The organism is Rhodophyticola sp. (assembly GCF_965284195.1).
Taxonomy (GTDB): domain Bacteria; phylum Pseudomonadota; class Alphaproteobacteria; order Rhodobacterales; family Rhodobacteraceae; genus Rhodophyticola.
In genome coordinates this window covers 2,753,741-2,769,581 of record NZ_CBDIRM010000001.1, presented here as the reverse complement: position 1 = coordinate 2,769,581, position 15,841 = coordinate 2,753,741, and the positions used below count along the sequence as shown (strand labels likewise).

Genomic DNA, 15,841 nt, shown 5'->3' with positions numbered 1-15,841 from the left:
GGCGCATTCCGGCGCTGTCGGAAAAGGCGGACCGGACCGCGTGGCGGGGTGCTGCGGCCCGGGGCCGCAATGCCGAATGGAGGCGCGATAGCCATTTACCTTGGTCGCAGGCGGGCCTAGCTTGGACCCATGGATCAGGCACTGGATTTTCATACCGCAAAGGCTCTTCTGGAGTGGCAGGTGGAGCTTGGTGCCGATGAAGCGATTGGCGATGTTCCGATCAACCGCTATGAACTTGAGGACACGGCTCCGAAGCCGGCCCCGAACGCCGATCCGGGGCCCGTTGCCGTCGGGGCGCCGCCGAATCCGGCAAGCCCCCGAGCCAGACCCGAACTCGGGCCGGCCGATGCGGTCGCCGATGCCGAGCGGATGGCGGCGGCCGCGGCTGATCTGGGTGCCCTTCGCGACGCCATGGCGGAGTTTTCCCATTGCGACCTGAAAAAAGGCGCGCGAAGCCTCGTCTTTGCCGACGGTGACCCCGCGGCGCGGGTGATGATCATCGGCGAGGCCCCGGGCCGCGACGAGGATGTTCAGGGCAAACCTTTCGTGGGCCGGGCCGGGCAGTTGCTGGACCGGATGTTTGCCGCGATCGAGATGGGCCGGGCACGCGAAGATGACGGCGCACTCTACATCACCAACATTCTGCCGTGGCGCCCGCCGCAGAACCGCGACCCGAGCCCGGACGAAATGGCGATGATGCTGCCTTTCGTGAAGCGGCACGTGGCGCTGGCCGATCCCGATATCCTGATCCTGATGGGCAATGTGTCCTGTCAGGGGATACTGGGCCGCAAGGGGATAACGCGGATGCGCGGGCAATGGACCGAAGCCTTGGGCAAGCCGGTCCTGCCGATGTTCCATCCTGCCTATCTGCTGAGAAATCCGATCATGAAGCGGGAAGCCTGGGCCGATCTGCTGAGCCTCCGGGCGCGGTTGGAGGGGGAGGCATGAAGATCCTGGCCTTCTCGGACCTGCATCTGGACATTGCCGCGCGCGATGCGATCCTCGCAGCTGCGCCGGAGGCAGATGTCATCATCGGCGCTGGAGATTTCGCGCAGCGCCGGGAAGGGCTTGAGAGTTTCATGACTGGGTTGTCCGCCATCGACGGCAAGGCGATCTACGTCGCCGGCAATAACGAAACGGTCGCCGAACTGAAGGCGGCAACCGTGGCGCCCGTGCTCCACGGCGGTGCGGTCGACCGCGACGGCATCACCTTTGCCGGCATCGGTTGCGCGGTGCCGCCTTTGCCGCCCCTGCCATGGGGATCGGCCGATTTGACCGAGGATGAGGCTCGCGCCCTGCTTGATCGGATCCCCCATGCCGATGTGCTGATCTCGCACTCGCCGCCGAAAGGTGTGGCCGACACGCACAGCCGGGGCGGGCAGATCGGATCGGTGGCGTTGAGAGAGGCGGCGGCGCGTCTCCAGCCCGGGCTTCTTCTGTGCGGGCACGTCCATGATTGCTGGGGCGTTTCCGGAATGATCGGCGCGACGCGGGTGCACAACCTTGGACCCGCGCCGACTTGGTTCGAGGTTCATGCATGAGCAGGATTGACGAAAGCAAGGAGTTCGTTCCGGTCAGGATCGCCGTTCTTGCCGTATCGGACACGCGCGGGCTGGCCGAGGACAAATCGGGGGATGTTCTGGTGGCGCGCCTGACCGACGCGGGCCACCATCTGGCCGCGCGCCATATCCTTCGGGACGAGAGGGACCAGATCGCGAACCAGTTGCGGGTCTGGTGCAACGATCCCGAGATCGACGTGATCATCACCACAGGCGGCACCGGACTGACGGGCCGGGACGTGACGGTCGAGGCGCATCGCGACGTCTATGAAAAGGAGATCGAGGCGTTCGGGACGGTCTTCACCATCGTGTCGATGCAGAAGATCGGCACCTCGGCGGTGCAGTCGCGGGCCACGGGCGGCGTTGCGAACGGCACCTATCTGTTCGCGCTGCCCGGCAGCAGCGGGGCCTGCAAGGATGCCTGGGACGAAATCCTGCGCTGGCAGCTCGATTACCGCCACCGCCCCTGCAACTTCGTGGAGATCCTGCCGCGTCTGGATGAACACAAGCGACGGAAATGACCCGAATCCACGTGAAAGCCCCCATAAGGCCATAGACTTGGACTGTTTCCGCCCGAACACTACCTTTCTGTGCAACGGCACCTGATAGGCACCTTAATGCGATTTTTCCGACGCTCCCTGGTGGGCCTGTTTCTGATCTCGCTGACCGTGGGTCTTCTGGCTCTGGCCGGCAACGCCGTCTATTCCGGGCTGCAATCGCGTTGGGCGGAGGAAAGCCGGCCGGGCGACGTGCGCGAGCGGGTGTTTACCGCCGAGGTCGGCGTCATGGCGCCGCAGACGATTACCCCTGTTCTGACGGCCTTCGGAGAGGTGCGGAGCCGGCGCACGCTTGAATTGCGCGCGCCCGCAGAGGGGCTGGTGATCGAACTGGCAGACGGGTTTGAAGATGGCGGCGCGGTGGAGGCCGGGCAGGTGCTGCTCCGGATCGACCCTGCGGAGGCGCAATCCACGCGGGATACCGCCGCGGCCGATCTGAGGGAGGCGGAGGCGGAGTTGCGCGATGCCACCCGCGCGCTGGATCTGGCGCGCGAGGATGTCGCCGCCGCCCAGGCCCAGGCCGATCTGCGCCTGCGCGCCCTGACTCGGCAGCAAGATCTGGCGGAGCGCGGGGTCGGCAGCGCGTCTGCGGTGGAAACCGCCGAACTGGCCGCCGCAACGGCGACACAGGCCGTGTTGTCCCGCAGGCAGGCTCTGGCCCTCGCGGAAGCGCGTTTGGACCAGGCGTCCACCGCGATCGACCGACGCCGTATCACCTTGGCCCAGGCCGACCGGGGTCTTGCCGAAACCGAACTGACCGCCGGGTTCTCCGGTGTGCTGGCAGAGGTGAACGTGGTGGCCGGGCGTCTCGTCAACCGGAACGAACAGATCGCCCGGCTGATCGACCCCGATGCGCTGGAGGTCGCGTTCCGTGTGTCGACCACGCAGTATTCGCGCCTGCTGGATGCCGACGGGCGCCTGCCGCGTCTGGATGTGACCGTGGTGCTGGATGTGTTCGGGCTGGACATCACCGCGCCGGCCGTTCTCACACGCGAAAGCGGCGCCGTGGAGGAAGGGCAGTCGGGCCGGCTGCTGTTCGCGCAATTGCAGGAGGTGCGCGGGTTTCGCGCGGGCGATTTCGTCACGGTGCAACTGGAAGAGGCCCCGTTGAGCGGTGTCGTCCTGCTGCCATCGACGGCTGTCGATGGCGATGGCCGCATCCTCGTTCTGGGGGAGGAGAACCGGCTTGAGGAGGCCGACGTGACTGTGCTGCGCCGACAGGGCGACGATGTGATCGTCCGTGCCCCCGATCTTCATGGTCGGGAGGTCGTTCAGGCGCGCACGCCGGTTCTGGGGGCGGGCATCCGCATTAACCCGCTGCGCCCGGCGGACGCGGAGGAGGAGGCCGCCACCACGCCCGAAACGCTTGCGCTTGACCCCGAGCGCCGCGCCCGGCTGATCGCTTTTGTCGAAGGCAACAGCTTCATCCCCGCGGATGTGAAAGAGCGGATGCTGCTTCAGCTCAATCAGGACGAAGTTCCGGCCCGCATGGTTGCGCGGATCGAAGCCCGGATGGGGAGCTAGGGCGGTGCGGCGGCTTCCCGGGCGCGCGGGCGGGATCCTGTCCTATTTCACCCGTCACCGGACAGCCGCGAACCTGCTGCTGGTCACGCTGATCGTGCTTGGTCTGGCGGCGTTTCCGAACATGCGCGCGCAGTTCTTTCCCGATGTGGTGGTCGACGAGGTCACCGTGACCGTCGACTGGGACGGGGCGGGAGCCGAGGATGTGGATGAGGCGATCATCGCGGTGATCGAGCCACGCCTGCTGGTGGTCGAAGGGGTGACGCAATCCAGCTCGACCGCGCGCGAGGGGCGAGCCTCGATCGAGCTGGAGTTCGAACCAGGCTGGGACATGGGGCGTGCCGCCGATGACGTGCAGGCGGCGGTCGATGCGATCTCCGACTCTGCCCGATGATGCCGAGGATCCGTCCGTGAGGCGCGGCGCGTGGCGTGACAGGGTTACCGATGTGGTGATCACCGGGCCCGTCGGTGTGGAGCAGATCGGGCGCTTTGCCGATGAATTCGTCGCGCGCCTTTTCGCGGAGGGGGTCACACGGGCAACGATCCGCGGGGTGGCCGCGCCCGAAACCGTGGTGGAGGTGCCGTCGGCATCGTTGATCCGGCACGATATCTCCATGGCGGAGATCGCCGAAGCCATCGCGGCGGAAGCCGAAACCGCCCCCGCAGGCGACGTGGACAGCGCCAATGCGCGGGTGCGCACGGGGACCGCGCGACGCAGCGCCGATGAGATCGCGGGCATCGTTCTGCGCACCAATGCGGACGGATCGACCCTCACCATCGGCGAAATCGCCGCGATCACCACCGAAGGGGTGGACAGGGAGCGGGCCTATTTCGTGGGCGAGAACCCGGCCATTTCGATCCGGGTCGACCGGACAGATCAGGGCGACGCCATCGGCATCCAGGAGATCGTGCAGTCGGTGGCCGACGAGATGCAGCTGACGCTTCCCGAAGGCGTCACCATCGATCTGATCCGCACCCGGGCCGAATCGATCTCCGCCCGTCTGAACATCCTGCTGGATAACGGGTTGGTGGGGCTCGGTCTCGTTGTCCTGCTCTTGTTCCTGTTTCTGAACGCACGCACCGCGTTCTGGGTGGCCGCCGGCATCCCCGTGGCGATGCTGGCCGCGATCGCGCTCATGTATGTGGCGGGGCTGACATTGAACATGATCTCGCTCTTTGCGCTGATCATCACGCTCGGGATCGTTGTGGACGACGCGATCGTCGTGGGGGAACATGCGGATTTCCGGGCCCGAAACCTCGGGGAATCGCCGGTGGTCGCCGCCGAGAATGCGGCGAAGCGGATGGCTGCGCCGGTGTTTTCTGCGACCATCACGACCATTCTTGCCTTTGCCGGGCTGGTGGCCATCGGCGGCCGGTTTGGGGAGTTGATCGCCGATATTCCGTTTACCGTCATCGTGGTTCTGGCGGCCAGTCTGGTCGAATGCTTCCTGATCCTGCCCAATCACATGGCCCACGCGTTGGCGCATTCCGCCAAGGAGCACTGGTATGACTGGCCGTCGCGGCAGGTGAACCGCGGGCTTCGAATGGGTCCGCGATACGCTTTTCCGACCGGCGATGCGGCTGGTGATCAAGGCGCGCTATCCGGTGCTGGCCGCTGTGATCCTGGTGCTTGCCACGCAGGTGGCGGTATTCGTTCGCGGCGATGTCACGTGGCGCTTTTTCAACGCGCCGGAACTGTCCAGCGTGTCGGGCAACTTTGCGATGTTGGACGGGGCCACTCGGGAGGACAGTTTCGCGATGATGCGCGAGATGCAGCGCGCAGCGGATGCGGTCGCCGCGCGCTATGAGGCGGAGCATGGCACCAACCCGCTGCTTTATGTGCTGGCAGAGGTCGGCGGCACCACTGGGCGCGGCCTGACCGTGGCCGACAACAAGGATTCGGATCTTCTGGGCTCCATCGCGATCGAGCTGATCGATGCCGATTTGCGCCCCTATTCCTCGTTCCAGTTCGTGGCCGATCTGCAAGATGAGGTGCGCCAGTTGCCCCTGACCGAGGCGGTGTCGTTCCGCGGCTGGCGCGGCGGGCCGGGCGGCGATGCGCTGGACGTGCAGTTGTTCGGGGCCGACACGGATGTGCTGAAGGCCGCGGCCGAGGCCGTGAAAACGGGCCTGATCGGGTTTCCCGAGGTTTCGGCACTGGAAGACAGCCTCGCCTATGACCGGGAGGAGTTGAGCCTTGAGCTGACGCCCCAGGGTCAGGCATTGGGGTTTGACATCGGCACGCTTGGGCGGGTCTTGCGCAACCGGCTTGGCGGGATCGAGGCGGCGAGTTTCCCGGTCGGCATCCGCACCGGTTCGATTCGCGTGGAACTACCCGAAGGGGAACTGACTGCCGATTTTCTGGACCGGACGCTGTTGCGTGCGGAAAGCGGCGAATACGTGCCGCTGGCCGATATCGTGAGTGTCAGTTCCCGCACCGGATTTTCGACCATCACGCGGGAAAACGGCCTGCGCGTCGTCTCGGTGACGGGCGATCTTTCCGAAGACGATCCCGCCCGTGCAGAGGCCATCATGGACGAGCTGCGAGATGTGATCCTGCCGCAGGTGGAGGCCGATTACGGCGTGGCCTGGGTGCTCTCGGGCCTGGCCGAGCAGGAGCGTGATTTCCTGAGCGACGCGGCGGTGGGCTTTGCGCTTTGCCTGATCGGCATCTATCTGGTGCTGGCCTGGATCTTCGCCAGCTGGACACGGCCGGTCGTGGTGATGGCGATCATTCCGTTCGGCCTGATCGGAACGATTTACGGTCATGCCGCATGGGATGTGCCGCTCAGCATGTTCACCGTCGTGGGCCTGATCGGGATGACCGGCATCATCATCAACGATTCCATCGTCCTGGTGACCACGATCGACGAGTATGCGGAGGACAGGGGGCTGATCCCGGCAATCGTGGATGGCGCGACGGACCGCCTGCGGCCTGTCCTGCTGACCACGCTTACCACCGTGCTTGGCCTGGCCCCGCTGCTGTTCGAAAGCTCCCAGCAGGCGCAGTTCCTGAAGCCGACCGTGATCACGCTGGTCTATGGGCTGGGGTTCGGGCTGGTAGTGGTCCTGCTCGTCGTTCCGGCAATTCTGGCGATGCAGCAGGATGTGGGCAAGCAGGTCCGCGCGCTCCGTCGAGTGTTCGGTGGATTTGCCCGGGCTCCGGGACTTGGGGCGGTCATGCTGGCCCTGAGCCTGGCCGTGGCCGCCTGGTTTGCCGCGACATTGGGCGCGGTGGTGATGACCGGAGAGGTCGTGGGCCCGGTGGCCGCCCTGATCCCGCTTGGCGAAGGCTCGCCTCTTGGCGCGTTGATAGGCTTCGTGGCCGGAACGGCGGCCCTATGCGTGGTTGCGTGGGTTGTCGCGGCGGTCGCACACGGCCTCTCGACCCGCAGGCAGGCCTGATCAGCCGGTACAGCCCAACAGTTCCACCGCCATGCGCGTGCCAAGAACGGTGATCCGCAAATCGGATCGGTTCATGGCAAACGGGCCTGCATCGGCCGGCACCACATCGGCTGTTGCCGTGACCGTATTGCCGTCCCGCCGCATCGAAGCGCCGGAAATCCAGATGCCCGGATCGGGCAGTTCGAACACGACGGTTTCGTCATTGCCCACGGGCGGCACGCGCATCTGCGCCTCGACCCTCAGCCCATCGGAGATCGGTGTGATCCGGCAGGTCGCGGCGCCCGCGCCAGCCTCGGCACGGGTCAGCGGGCGGTCCGACAAGGCTGCCGCGATCAGCGCATCGCGACTGCCCTGGGGCGGCAACAGCCCGTCAAGGTCAAGCGTTACCGGCATGCACACATCTTCGCAGACACCCAAATCGATCCGGCCGTCAATCTCGATGGCGCCGCTATCCGACACCGCAAACTCGATCGGCAGGATGACATCGTCGCGATAGCCGATACTGCGGATGCCATTGGCAAAAAAAACCTCTGGGCGGGGCCAGTGGATCTGCATTCCCGTGACCCCTTCGGCCCGATCCAGCCGCACCCGGGGCGGAATGCCGCCTTCGCCGGGCGCGCGCCAATATGTTTTCCAGCCCGGCGCGAGCGTGATCTGGATCGCGGCCATGTGGCGGCCGTTTTCGATCCGCCAGCCTTCCATCAGACGGACCTGCACCACATCGTCGGCCGACCGGCCGAGAAACTGGGCCTGTGCGGCACTGCCGAGCGGCAAAAGAATGAGGGCGGCGGCGAGAAAGGCGCGGAGGATCGGTCGGTTTTTCATACCCATGCACCTAGGGGCTGGAACCTGAAATGGAAAATCACGTTTCGGCGAAACCTTGCTGTCATGCGGCAAAACCGGTCTTGAACGAAACCGCCATCGGCCACATGGTTGGCGGATGACCCCTGAAACGGTGCCCAGTGATCTGACCGGTCAACTTCTTATCGCGATGCCCGGCATGGGCGATCTGCGCTTTCATGGCAGCGTGGTCTTTCTCTGCGCGCATTCGGAAACCGGCACGATGGGTCTGATTGTCAACAAGGCGATCACCGAGCTGACCTTTGCAGAGATGCTGGACCAGCTCGAGATCCCGGTGGATGCGGCGCCCGATTTGCCCGTCTGCTTCGGTGGGCCGCTCGAAACGGGCCGTGGGTTCGTTCTGCATTCGGCGGAATATGCGCCGCGCACCCGCGATGCCGCCGAGGATGGCACGCTGCGCGTGGATAACCGGTTTGCAATGACCGCGACGCTGGATGTGCTGCGCGATCTTGCCGACGGCCACGGGCCGAAACAGGCGCTCCTGGCGCTTGGCTATGCAGGCTGGGGGCCCGGACAGTTGGAAAGCGAGATCCTGCGAAACGGATGGCTGACCTGCGCGGCCTCTCCCACACTGGTCTTCGGCCGGCGAATGGACGGGAAATGGGAGGCCGCACTGGCCAGTCTTGGGATCGATCCGCTGATGTTGTCCTCCGAGGCGGGGCACGCCTAGGGTGCGGCTGCGCGGCGCAGCCGGTCATTTATGGCCCGGCCAAGCCCGGTATCCGGTACGGGGGCGACATGGATGGCCGCTTTCTGCCCCGCGCGCGCCATCGCATCGGCGAGGTGCAGGATATGAAAGAGCGCGGCCGCCGCCTCGACCAGATCGCCGGAGTGAGACAGATACAGATCCCCGCCATCGGCCTTGGTGAAGCCGACGCGCACCGCCGACGCGTCATCCAGCGCGCTGTTGAGCGTCACCGGGACCGAGGGGGCATAGTGGCGGCTCAACTGGCCGGGCGCCTCGATCCGGCCCGGCGTGGTGTCGACGATCAGCGGCCCTGTCAGCGGCTCGATGGCTTCGCGCGGCAGGCCGCCCTCACGCAGCAGGCGCGTGCCTGCCTCCGACGGAGCGAGAATGGTGGATTCCACCCCCACCGCGCAGGGCCCGGCATCGAGAATAGCGGCCACGCGGTCGCCAAGCTCCTCGGCAACATGGGCCGCCGTTGTCGGGCTGATCCGGCCGGAGGGGTTGGCCGACGGTGCGGCGACCGGCCCGCCAAACGCCTGCAAAACGGCGCGCGCAGTCGGATGAGCGGGCAGGCGGATGGCCACGTTGTCCATCCCGGCGGTCACCAGTGGCGACAGGCCGTGGCCGGGCTTCAGCGGCAGAACCAGTGTCAGCGGGCCGGGCCAGAAGGCTTGCGCGAGATCGCGGGCAACGGGCGACAGCTCGGCGATCTGCGCGACCTGGGAGATGTCGGCGAGATGCACGATCAGCGGGTTGAAACGGGGCCGGCCCTTGGCTTCGAATATCATCGCGCAGGCGGCATCGTTCCGCGCGTCCGCGGCCAGGCCGTAGACGGTTTCGGTGGGAAGCGCGACCAGCGCACCGCGTTTCAAAAGCGCGGCGGCGCGGGTCACCCCATCGTTTTCTTCTACAAGAAATTCGGGCTGGCGTTCAGGCATCCGTGACGTAACGTATCGGTTGAAGGGAGCGGTGCTGGTTTCCTAGCTACCGCAAGAGCAAGGCCGCCGGGACATAGCGTGAAGCGCCCGCCGGCGCAATGCGCCGCCCGCAGTTGGAGGATCTGATATGCCATATCGCGCCCCGGTATCCGAGTTCGCGTTTCTGATGGACCACGTGGTCGGCATGGACCGCGTCGCCGCAACCGAGAAATTCGCCGAGGCGACGCCTGACACGGTGCAGGCCGTTCTGACCGAAGCCGGCAAGATGGCGGAGGAGGTTCTGGCCCCCCTGAACAGGACCGGCGATCTGCAACCGGCCCGGCTTGAAAACGGTGTGGTGCGCACATCCCCGGGTTTCGCCGACGGCTACCGGGCAATTGCCGAAGGCGGCTATGTCGCGATTTCCGCGGACCCGGAGTATGGCGGGCTTGGTCTGCCCATGTCGGTGACCACGGCGGTCAACGAGATGATCGCCTCGGCCTGTTTGTCGTTGCAGCTCAACCCGTTGATGACGCAAGGCCAGATCGAGGCACTGGAAAACCACGCCTCCGACGAGATCAAGGAGCTGTATCTGCCCAAGCTCGTCTCCGGCGAATGGTGCGGAACCATGAACCTTACCGAGCCGCAGGCAGGATCGGACGTGGGCGCGCTCCGCAGCCGGGCCGAGCCGAAGGGGGACGGGACCTACGCGGTGAGCGGGCAGAAGATCTACATCTCCTGGGGCGACAACGACTTCACCGAGAACGTGGTTCATCTGGTGCTGGCGCGCCTGCCCGATGGCGGACCGGGCACCAAGGGGATCAGCCTGTTTCTGGTACCCCGCAACCTGCCGAACGCAGACGGATCGGCCGGCGTGGGCAACAGCCTGAAGGTGGTGAGCCTTGAGCACAAACTGGGCCTTCACGGGTCTCCCACGGCGGTGATGCAGTATGACGGCGCGACCGGCTGGCTGGTGGGCGAACCCCATCAGGGAATGGCGGCCATGTTCACGATGATGAACAATGCGCGGCTTGGGGTGGGCGTGCAGGGCGTGGGTATCGCCGAAGCCGCTTATCAGCATGCGCTGAATTATGCGCTGGAACGCAAACAGGGCCGGGTGCCGACCGATGAGGGTTTTGGCACCATTCTGGACCATGCGGATGTGCGGCGCATGTTGACCGGCATGAAGGCCGAGGTGTTCGCGGCGCGCGCGCTGACACTCGATCTGGCGGTGTCGATCGATCTTGCCCATGCCACAGGCGATGCGGATATGACCGCCCGCGCGGCGTTCCTGACGCCGATCTGCAAGGCCTATGGCACCGATACCGGCATTGCGGTTGCCGATATGGGCATTCAGGTTCACGGCGGCATGGGCTTCGTGGAGGAGACCGGTGCCGCGCAATATCTGCGCGATGTGCGGGTGACCGCGATCTACGAGGGCACCAACGGCATTCAGGCCATGGACCTCGTGGGACGCAAGATGATGGATGGGGGCGCTGCCGCCAAGGCATTGCTGGCGGAGATCGCGGCGACCGCATCGGCCAGCGATATCGGTGGCGCGCTGACCGACGCGGTGGCGGCGCTCGGCGAGGCAACCGATATGCTGACGGGTATGGAGATGAATGACCGCTTCGCCGGATCCGTGCCCTATCTGCGGGCTTTCGCGCTGGCACTTGGCGGGCATTACCACCTCAAGGCCGCCATGGCCGAGCCGGGCGGCGTCCGGGCCAAACTGGCCGAGAGCTTTCTTTTGCGGCAGCTGCCTGAACTGCACAGCCTGCTGGCGCAGGTGCGGCTTGGCGCAGAAGACCTCTATGCGCTACGCGACGATGATTTCGCCGCGTGATCCGATACCCGTTCGACAGCCCGCCTGAAACCGGCGCCGCGACGGAGATCGCCGATGGTATTCTCTGGATCCGGCTGCCGCTTCCCATGGCGCTGGATCATGTGAATATCTATGCGCTGCGCGATATGGCGGGGTGGACGCTGGTCGACACAGGCTTCGACAGCCGCAAGGCGCGGGGGATCTGGGCCGATCTTCTGGCAGGTCCCCTTGGCGGCGACCCCGTCACGCGTGTCATCGCCACCCATCATCACCCCGATCATATCGGCCTGGCCGGCTGGTTCGTGGAAAACGGGGCGGAGCTGCTCACGACGCGCACCGCGTGGCTGATGGCCCGGATGCTGGTTCTGGACGAACAGGACCGGCCCACAGTGGAAACCCTGCGGTTCTGGCGCAGCGCCGGGATGGAGCCCGGGATACTGGCACAACGGGCGCAGGAACGTCCGTTCAACTTTGCCGACATGGTGCATGCCCTGCCGCTTGGCTATACCCGGATCGCCGAGGGCGACGTGATCACGGCGGGCGGACGCGACTGGCATGTGCGGATCGGTCACGGCCATGCGCCCGAACACGCAACGCTCTGGTCAGGTGAGGACGATCTCGTGTTGGGTGGGGATCAGTTGCTGCCCTCGATCTCCCCCAATCTGGGGGTTTACGCGACCGAACCCAATGCCGACCCGGTGCGTGAATGGCTGGACAGTTGCAGGGCCTTTCAACCGCACGCGACCGGGGATCAGTTGATATTGCCCGGCCACAAGCTGCCCTATAGCGGTTTGCCCGACCGGCTGCGGCAGATGATCGACAACCATCACGGCGCGCTGGACCGTCTGCGTGATCACCTGCGTGTCCCGCGCACGGCAGCGGAGTGTTTCGCACCGCTGTTCAAGCGGCAGATCGATGCCGGAACTTATGGTCTGGCTCTGGTCGAATCGCTCGCGCATCTCAACCATCTGCTTGCCCTTCAGGAGATCACCCGCGAAAAGCGCGGGGACGGTGCGTGGGTCTGGCAAGTGAAAGGGTAGGTGATGGGCGACGAAATCATGACATCCGCAGAGGTGATGGAAGGTTCTGCCCTGCCCGATGCCGGTGCGGTTCATTGCGACCCGAACGCCCCCAGATCGGCCGAACAGATGCCTTTGCCCGTGGCGGTGACGCAGAAACCGGTGGATCAGAAATCCCCCGCCGAATGGGCCTATGAGCGGATTATCCTATATATCAAGAGTTTCGAGGAACAGCTGGATTCGGAGCATGAAGCCGCGATGGGCTTTGCGGGCAGCGACGCGGGCCTGCTCCGGATTGAGGGAATGGGCTTTTTCGCCCCCGATATCGTGACCTTCTACGGGACCGACACGGCCGGGCTCAAGACGCAGCTTATCCAGCATGTCAGCCAGTTGAACGTGACCTTGCGCGCCCTTCCCAAGGCGACCGACGCCCCGGCGCAGCGCATCGGGTTCCGGCTTGTGGCGGATCTGGAAGAAACGTGACACCTGCGGCGCTTTGCGGCCCGTGACAGCCTGTGTGAAATCGGGTATCGCGAAAACAACGAATTTGACCGGATCTCTGGAGACAACGAATGGCTGAGAAGCAGCACAAACAGGGCGAAATGGACATCACCGAGCAGGAGAAGACCTTCAGCGGTTTTATCCGCTGGTCCGTGAACGTGGCGATTGCCTGCATCGTGATCGTAGTATTTCTGGCGATTTTCGCCCGATGAGCTTTCGCAGGGCGTGCGTGCTGCTGGCCGCGCTTGCGGCCTTGTCAGCCTGCGCGGCAGAGTCGGTCTGGGCGCCGGATGAGGCCGTCGCACGGGCAACCTACGTGCCGCCCGGCCCGTCGACGGTGACCTTGCTGACCGCGATCAACAACAGATCCGGTTCGGGCGGGCATTCCGCGCTGCTGATCGACGGGGCCGAACGGCTTCTGTTCGATCCCGCGGGAAGCTGGCACCACCCCAACGTCGCCGAACGCAACGATGTGCTGTTCGGCATGTCGCCGCAATTGTTCGATTTCTACATGGATTACCATGCGCGTGAGACCTACCACATGGTGGTGCAGGAGATAGAGGTGTCGCCGGAGATTGCCGCGCGCCTGTCGCAGGCCGTGCGGGAGTACGGGCCGGTGTCGCAAGCGCAATGTGCCCTGTCGATCTCGCGGATCCTGTCGGAAACGCCGGGTTTCGAGAGCATCGGCACCGGCTGGTTCCCGAACCGCATGATGGACCGTTTCGAAGAGCTGCCGGGCGTGCGGACCTCCCGGGTCTATGACGATGATTCAGACGACAATCTGGAGCTGTTGCAGGCCCAGGGCCGTGCGCAGCTTTACCTGCCGGACGAATTCCGACGGGATTAGGAGCGGGCCGGAAAAGATAAACCCCCGGGCCGGTCGGCGCGGGGGCATCTCATGGGCGGTCAAACCCGCCGGTTCGCATATCGACGGATGACTTACATCATCCCTTCGCGCTGCGCTTTTTTCCGAGCCAGTTTGCGGGCCCGGCGGATCGCTTCCGCCTTCTCGCGTGCTTTTTTCTCGGAGGGCTTTTCGTAATGTTGCTTGAGCTTCATTTCCCGAAAAACGCCTTCGCGCTGCAGCTTCTTCTTCAGGGCACGAAGCGCCTGATCGACATTGTTGTCGCGAACACTAACCTGCATGTGGTGTCACCACCTTCCTAAGTTTGAGTTGCAAGAGATTGCAGGAGGTGGCCGTATAGCAAAGCCCCCCTAGCTTGTCCAGCAATGCACATCCATCCAATTCGCGGAGAGTTCCATGACCGATCCAAGCAACAGACTGATTGATGCAGCGCTGGACCACGTGCCGTTCGACGGCTGGTCCGAGGTTACGTTCAAGGCCGCGATGCAGGACACGGAGATCGATGAAGCGACCGCCCGGGCGTTGTTTCCGCGCGGTCCGGTCGATCTTGCGCTGGCGTTTCATCGCCGGGGGGACGAGGCGTTGAGAGAGCTCTTGCGCACGACCGATCTCAGCGAGATGCGCATCCGCGAGCGGATCACCTTCGCGGTCCGCAAACGGCTGGAACTGATCGAGGATCACAAGGAGGCCGTGCGCCGCGGCTCGACCCTCTTTGCCTTGCCGCCTTATGCCGCAGATGGTGCGCGGGCCGTCTGGGAAACCTGCGATGCCATCTGGGACGGGCTGGGGGATCCGTCGGATGACATCAACTGGTACACGAAACGCGGCACGCTTTCGGGCGTCTACAGCGCCACAGTGCTCTATTGGCTGGGCGATCAGTCCGAGGGCCACGCGGCGACATGGGCCTTTCTGGATCGGCGGATCGAGAATGTGATGCAATTCGAAAAACTCAAGAAACAGGTGAATGACAACAAACTGCTGAAGCCGTTTCTGGCCGGGCCGAACTGGCTGTTGAGCCAGGTGAAGGCACCTGCCAAGATGCCGCGAGTGGACCTGCCCGGCAGTTGGACCGGGCGGGGAAGGACCGACACCTGACAAGGAACCGCCAATGCCCCTGCCTTCCGTGATGCGCGCCGTCGAGATCAGCAGCCCCGGAGGGCCGGAGGTGCTGCGCGTGACCGACCGCCCGGTGCCCGAACCGCTGGCGGGGCAGATCGTGATCGCGGTCGATTTCGCAGGCGTGAACCGCCCCGATGCGTTGCAACGGGCCGGCAATTACGCGCCGCCCCCCGGTGCCTCGGACCTGCCGGGTCTGGAGGCTGCGGGCGTGGTTGCCGCGGTCGGGCCCGGTGTGACGAAATGGGCCGTGGGAGATGCGGTTTGCGCGTTGTTGCCCGGGGGAGGCTACGCGGAATTTGCGCGGACCCATCAGGACCATGCGTTGCCTGTGCCGGCGGGGATGTCGATGGACCGGGCGGCGGCACTGTGCGAGACGTTTTTCACCGTCTGGTCTAACGTATTCATGCGCGGTCGCCTGTCCGGGGGCGAGCGGTTTCTCGTACATGGGGGGTCGAGCGGGATCGGGACGACGGCGATCCAGCTTGCGAACCATTTCGGAAACAGGGTGTTCGCCACGGCGGGAACGGCCGAAAAATGCGCCGCCTGCATGGAACTTCGCGCCGAACGGGCGATCAATTACCGCGAGGAGGATTTCGTGGAAATCCTGCGCGCGGAGGGCGGTGCGGATCTGATCCTAGACATGGTTGGGGGCGACTATATCCCGCGCAACATCAAGGCCTTGGCAGATGACGGGCGGCTGGTGCAGATCGCCTTTCTGCAGTCGCCCAAGGTCGAGATGAATCTTGCGCCTCTGATGGTGCGCCGTCTGACGATCACCGGATCGACCCTGCGCCCGCAAAGCGATGCGGCCAAGGCCGATATTGCGGGCCAACTTCTTGAAAAGGTGTGGCCTTTGCTGGATGCGGGCCGGATCGGGCCGGTCATGGACAGTGAGTTTCCGCTTGACGATGCGGCGGGTGCTCATGCGCGGATGGAAAGCAGCGCCCATATCGGGAAGATCGTGCTCAAGGTTCGATAATGCAAGCATGCGCGGGTGACATCGC

General features: G+C 64.9%; 15 protein-coding genes and 1 pseudogene. 13 read left to right on the top strand and 3 right to left on the bottom strand.

Annotation, left to right across the window (positions count from 1 at the left end):
- Nucleotides 1-129: 129 nt before the first annotated feature.
- The 5 genes and pseudogenes from ACQ651_RS13860 (at nt 130) to ACQ651_RS13840 (ending at nt 7,042) form a co-directional block, all read left to right on the top strand.
- Nucleotides 130-948: a uracil-DNA glycosylase gene (locus ACQ651_RS13860; RefSeq protein ID WP_430449568.1), complete on the top strand. Its 819-nt coding sequence runs from the start codon at nt 130-132 to the stop codon at nt 946-948.
- On the top strand, nt 945-1,541 hold the full coding sequence (locus ACQ651_RS13855) for a metallophosphoesterase family protein (protein ID WP_430449567.1): 597 nt from the start codon (nt 945-947) through the stop codon (nt 1,539-1,541). Before ACQ651_RS13860 ends, ACQ651_RS13855 begins: the two co-directional genes overlap by 4 nt.
- The gene (gene moaB / locus ACQ651_RS13850; RefSeq protein ID WP_227286873.1) at nt 1,538-2,080 is read left to right on the top strand and encodes a molybdenum cofactor biosynthesis protein B; all 543 of its coding nucleotides are present in this window, start codon (nt 1,538-1,540) and stop codon (nt 2,078-2,080) included. Before ACQ651_RS13855 ends, moaB begins: the two co-directional genes overlap by 4 nt.
- 96 nt (nt 2,081-2,176) lie before the next feature.
- Nucleotides 2,177-3,640 carry an efflux RND transporter periplasmic adaptor subunit gene (locus ACQ651_RS13845; RefSeq protein WP_430449566.1) on the top strand — a complete coding sequence of 488 codons (1,464 nt, stop codon included), beginning with the start codon at nt 2,177-2,179 and terminating at the stop codon, nt 3,638-3,640.
- A gap of 4 nt (nt 3,641-3,644) precedes the next feature.
- Nucleotides 3,645-7,042: pseudogene (locus ACQ651_RS13840) on the top strand (efflux RND transporter permease subunit).
- Here ACQ651_RS13840 and ACQ651_RS13835 read toward each other — a convergent pair.
- Nucleotides 7,043-7,867: a protein-disulfide reductase DsbD domain-containing protein gene (locus tag ACQ651_RS13835; protein WP_375551477.1), complete on the bottom strand. Its 825-nt coding sequence runs from the start codon at nt 7,865-7,867 to the stop codon at nt 7,043-7,045.
- A gap of 115 nt (nt 7,868-7,982) precedes the next feature.
- Between ACQ651_RS13835 and ACQ651_RS13830 the strand changes: the two genes are divergently transcribed.
- Nucleotides 7,983-8,573 carry a YqgE/AlgH family protein gene (locus ACQ651_RS13830; protein WP_430449565.1) on the top strand — a complete coding sequence of 197 codons (591 nt, stop codon included), beginning with the start codon at nt 7,983-7,985 and terminating at the stop codon, nt 8,571-8,573.
- On the opposite strand, the gene ACQ651_RS13825 is transcribed toward ACQ651_RS13830, so the two are convergent.
- Nucleotides 8,570-9,529, bottom strand: coding sequence for an L-threonylcarbamoyladenylate synthase (locus ACQ651_RS13825; protein WP_430449564.1), 960 nt, complete (start codon nt 9,527-9,529; stop codon nt 8,570-8,572). The two genes, ACQ651_RS13830 and ACQ651_RS13825, sit on opposite strands and share 4 nt — an antisense overlap.
- 127 nt (nt 9,530-9,656) lie before the next feature.
- On the opposite strand from ACQ651_RS13825, the gene ACQ651_RS13820 reads away from it, so the two are divergent.
- The 5 genes from ACQ651_RS13820 to ACQ651_RS13800 all read left to right on the top strand — a co-directional run bounded on the left by ACQ651_RS13820 (nt 9,657) and on the right by ACQ651_RS13800 (nt 13,700).
- Nucleotides 9,657-11,354, top strand: a complete 1,698-nt coding sequence (locus ACQ651_RS13820; RefSeq protein ID WP_430449563.1) for an acyl-CoA dehydrogenase — start codon at nt 9,657-9,659, stop codon at nt 11,352-11,354.
- On the top strand, nt 11,354-12,373 hold the full coding sequence (locus ACQ651_RS13815; RefSeq protein WP_227286953.1) for an MBL fold metallo-hydrolase: 1,020 nt from the start codon (nt 11,354-11,356) through the stop codon (nt 12,371-12,373). The genes ACQ651_RS13820 and ACQ651_RS13815 overlap by 1 nt, the downstream gene beginning before the upstream one ends.
- A gap of 3 nt (nt 12,374-12,376) precedes the next feature.
- Nucleotides 12,377-12,835 carry a DUF6173 family protein gene (locus ACQ651_RS13810; protein WP_430449562.1) on the top strand — a complete coding sequence of 153 codons (459 nt, stop codon included), beginning with the start codon at nt 12,377-12,379 and terminating at the stop codon, nt 12,833-12,835.
- Between the two features lie 89 nt (nt 12,836-12,924).
- The gene (locus ACQ651_RS13805) at nt 12,925-13,065 is read left to right on the top strand and encodes an aa3-type cytochrome c oxidase subunit IV (protein ID WP_227286865.1); all 141 of its coding nucleotides are present in this window, start codon (nt 12,925-12,927) and stop codon (nt 13,063-13,065) included.
- Nucleotides 13,062-13,700: a hypothetical protein gene (locus ACQ651_RS13800; protein ID WP_430449561.1), complete on the top strand. Its 639-nt coding sequence runs from the start codon at nt 13,062-13,064 to the stop codon at nt 13,698-13,700. Before ACQ651_RS13805 ends, ACQ651_RS13800 begins: the two co-directional genes overlap by 4 nt.
- 92 nt (nt 13,701-13,792) lie before the next feature.
- Here ACQ651_RS13800 and rpsU read toward each other — a convergent pair whose 3' ends face one another.
- A complete protein-coding gene (gene rpsU / locus ACQ651_RS13795) occupies nt 13,793-13,999 on the bottom strand; it encodes a 30S ribosomal protein S21 (protein ID WP_121896303.1) in 207 nt (68 codons plus the stop codon).
- A 115-nt stretch (nt 14,000-14,114) separates the two neighbouring features.
- Here rpsU and ACQ651_RS13790 point away from each other — a divergent pair, with 115 nt between their 5' ends.
- Entirely contained in the window at nt 14,115-14,813 is a 699-nt protein-coding gene (locus ACQ651_RS13790) for a COQ9 family protein (RefSeq protein WP_375551483.1), read from the top strand.
- 13 nt (nt 14,814-14,826) lie between these two features.
- Nucleotides 14,827-15,816 carry an NAD(P)H-quinone oxidoreductase gene (locus ACQ651_RS13785; RefSeq protein ID WP_430449560.1) on the top strand — a complete coding sequence of 330 codons (990 nt, stop codon included), beginning with the start codon at nt 14,827-14,829 and terminating at the stop codon, nt 15,814-15,816.
- Nucleotides 15,817-15,841 lie beyond the last annotated feature (25 nt).

What these genes read in the sequence shown, in the direction of transcription:
- ACQ651_RS13855 (WP_430449567.1), top strand. Translation starts at nt 945, where the DNA reads ATGAAGATCCTGGCCTTCTCGGACCTGCATCTGGACATTGCCGCGCGC.
- ACQ651_RS13820 (WP_430449563.1), top strand. Translation starts at nt 9,657, where the DNA reads ATGCCATATCGCGCCCCGGTATCCGAGTTCGCGTTTCTGATGGACCAC.
- ACQ651_RS13830 (WP_430449565.1), top strand. Translation starts at nt 7,983, where the DNA reads ATGACCCCTGAAACGGTGCCCAGTGATCTGACCGGTCAACTTCTTATC.
- ACQ651_RS13805 (WP_227286865.1), top strand. Translation starts at nt 12,925, where the DNA reads ATGGCTGAGAAGCAGCACAAACAGGGCGAAATGGACATCACCGAGCAG.
- ACQ651_RS13825 (WP_430449564.1), bottom strand. Translation starts at nt 9,529, where the DNA reads ATGCCTGAACGCCAGCCCGAATTTCTTGTAGAAGAAAACGATGGGGTG.
- ACQ651_RS13860 (WP_430449568.1), top strand. Translation starts at nt 130, where the DNA reads ATGGATCAGGCACTGGATTTTCATACCGCAAAGGCTCTTCTGGAGTGG.
- ACQ651_RS13845 (WP_430449566.1), top strand. Translation starts at nt 2,177, where the DNA reads ATGCGATTTTTCCGACGCTCCCTGGTGGGCCTGTTTCTGATCTCGCTG.
- ACQ651_RS13800 (WP_430449561.1), top strand. Translation starts at nt 13,062, where the DNA reads ATGAGCTTTCGCAGGGCGTGCGTGCTGCTGGCCGCGCTTGCGGCCTTG.
- moaB (WP_227286873.1), top strand. Translation starts at nt 1,538, where the DNA reads ATGAGCAGGATTGACGAAAGCAAGGAGTTCGTTCCGGTCAGGATCGCC.
- ACQ651_RS13810 (WP_430449562.1), top strand. Translation starts at nt 12,377, where the DNA reads ATGGGCGACGAAATCATGACATCCGCAGAGGTGATGGAAGGTTCTGCC.
- ACQ651_RS13785 (WP_430449560.1), top strand. Translation starts at nt 14,827, where the DNA reads ATGCCCCTGCCTTCCGTGATGCGCGCCGTCGAGATCAGCAGCCCCGGA.
- ACQ651_RS13835 (WP_375551477.1), bottom strand. Translation starts at nt 7,867, where the DNA reads ATGAAAAACCGACCGATCCTCCGCGCCTTTCTCGCCGCCGCCCTCATT.
- ACQ651_RS13790 (WP_375551483.1), top strand. Translation starts at nt 14,115, where the DNA reads ATGACCGATCCAAGCAACAGACTGATTGATGCAGCGCTGGACCACGTG.
- rpsU (WP_121896303.1), bottom strand. Translation starts at nt 13,999, where the DNA reads ATGCAGGTTAGTGTTCGCGACAACAATGTCGATCAGGCGCTTCGTGCC.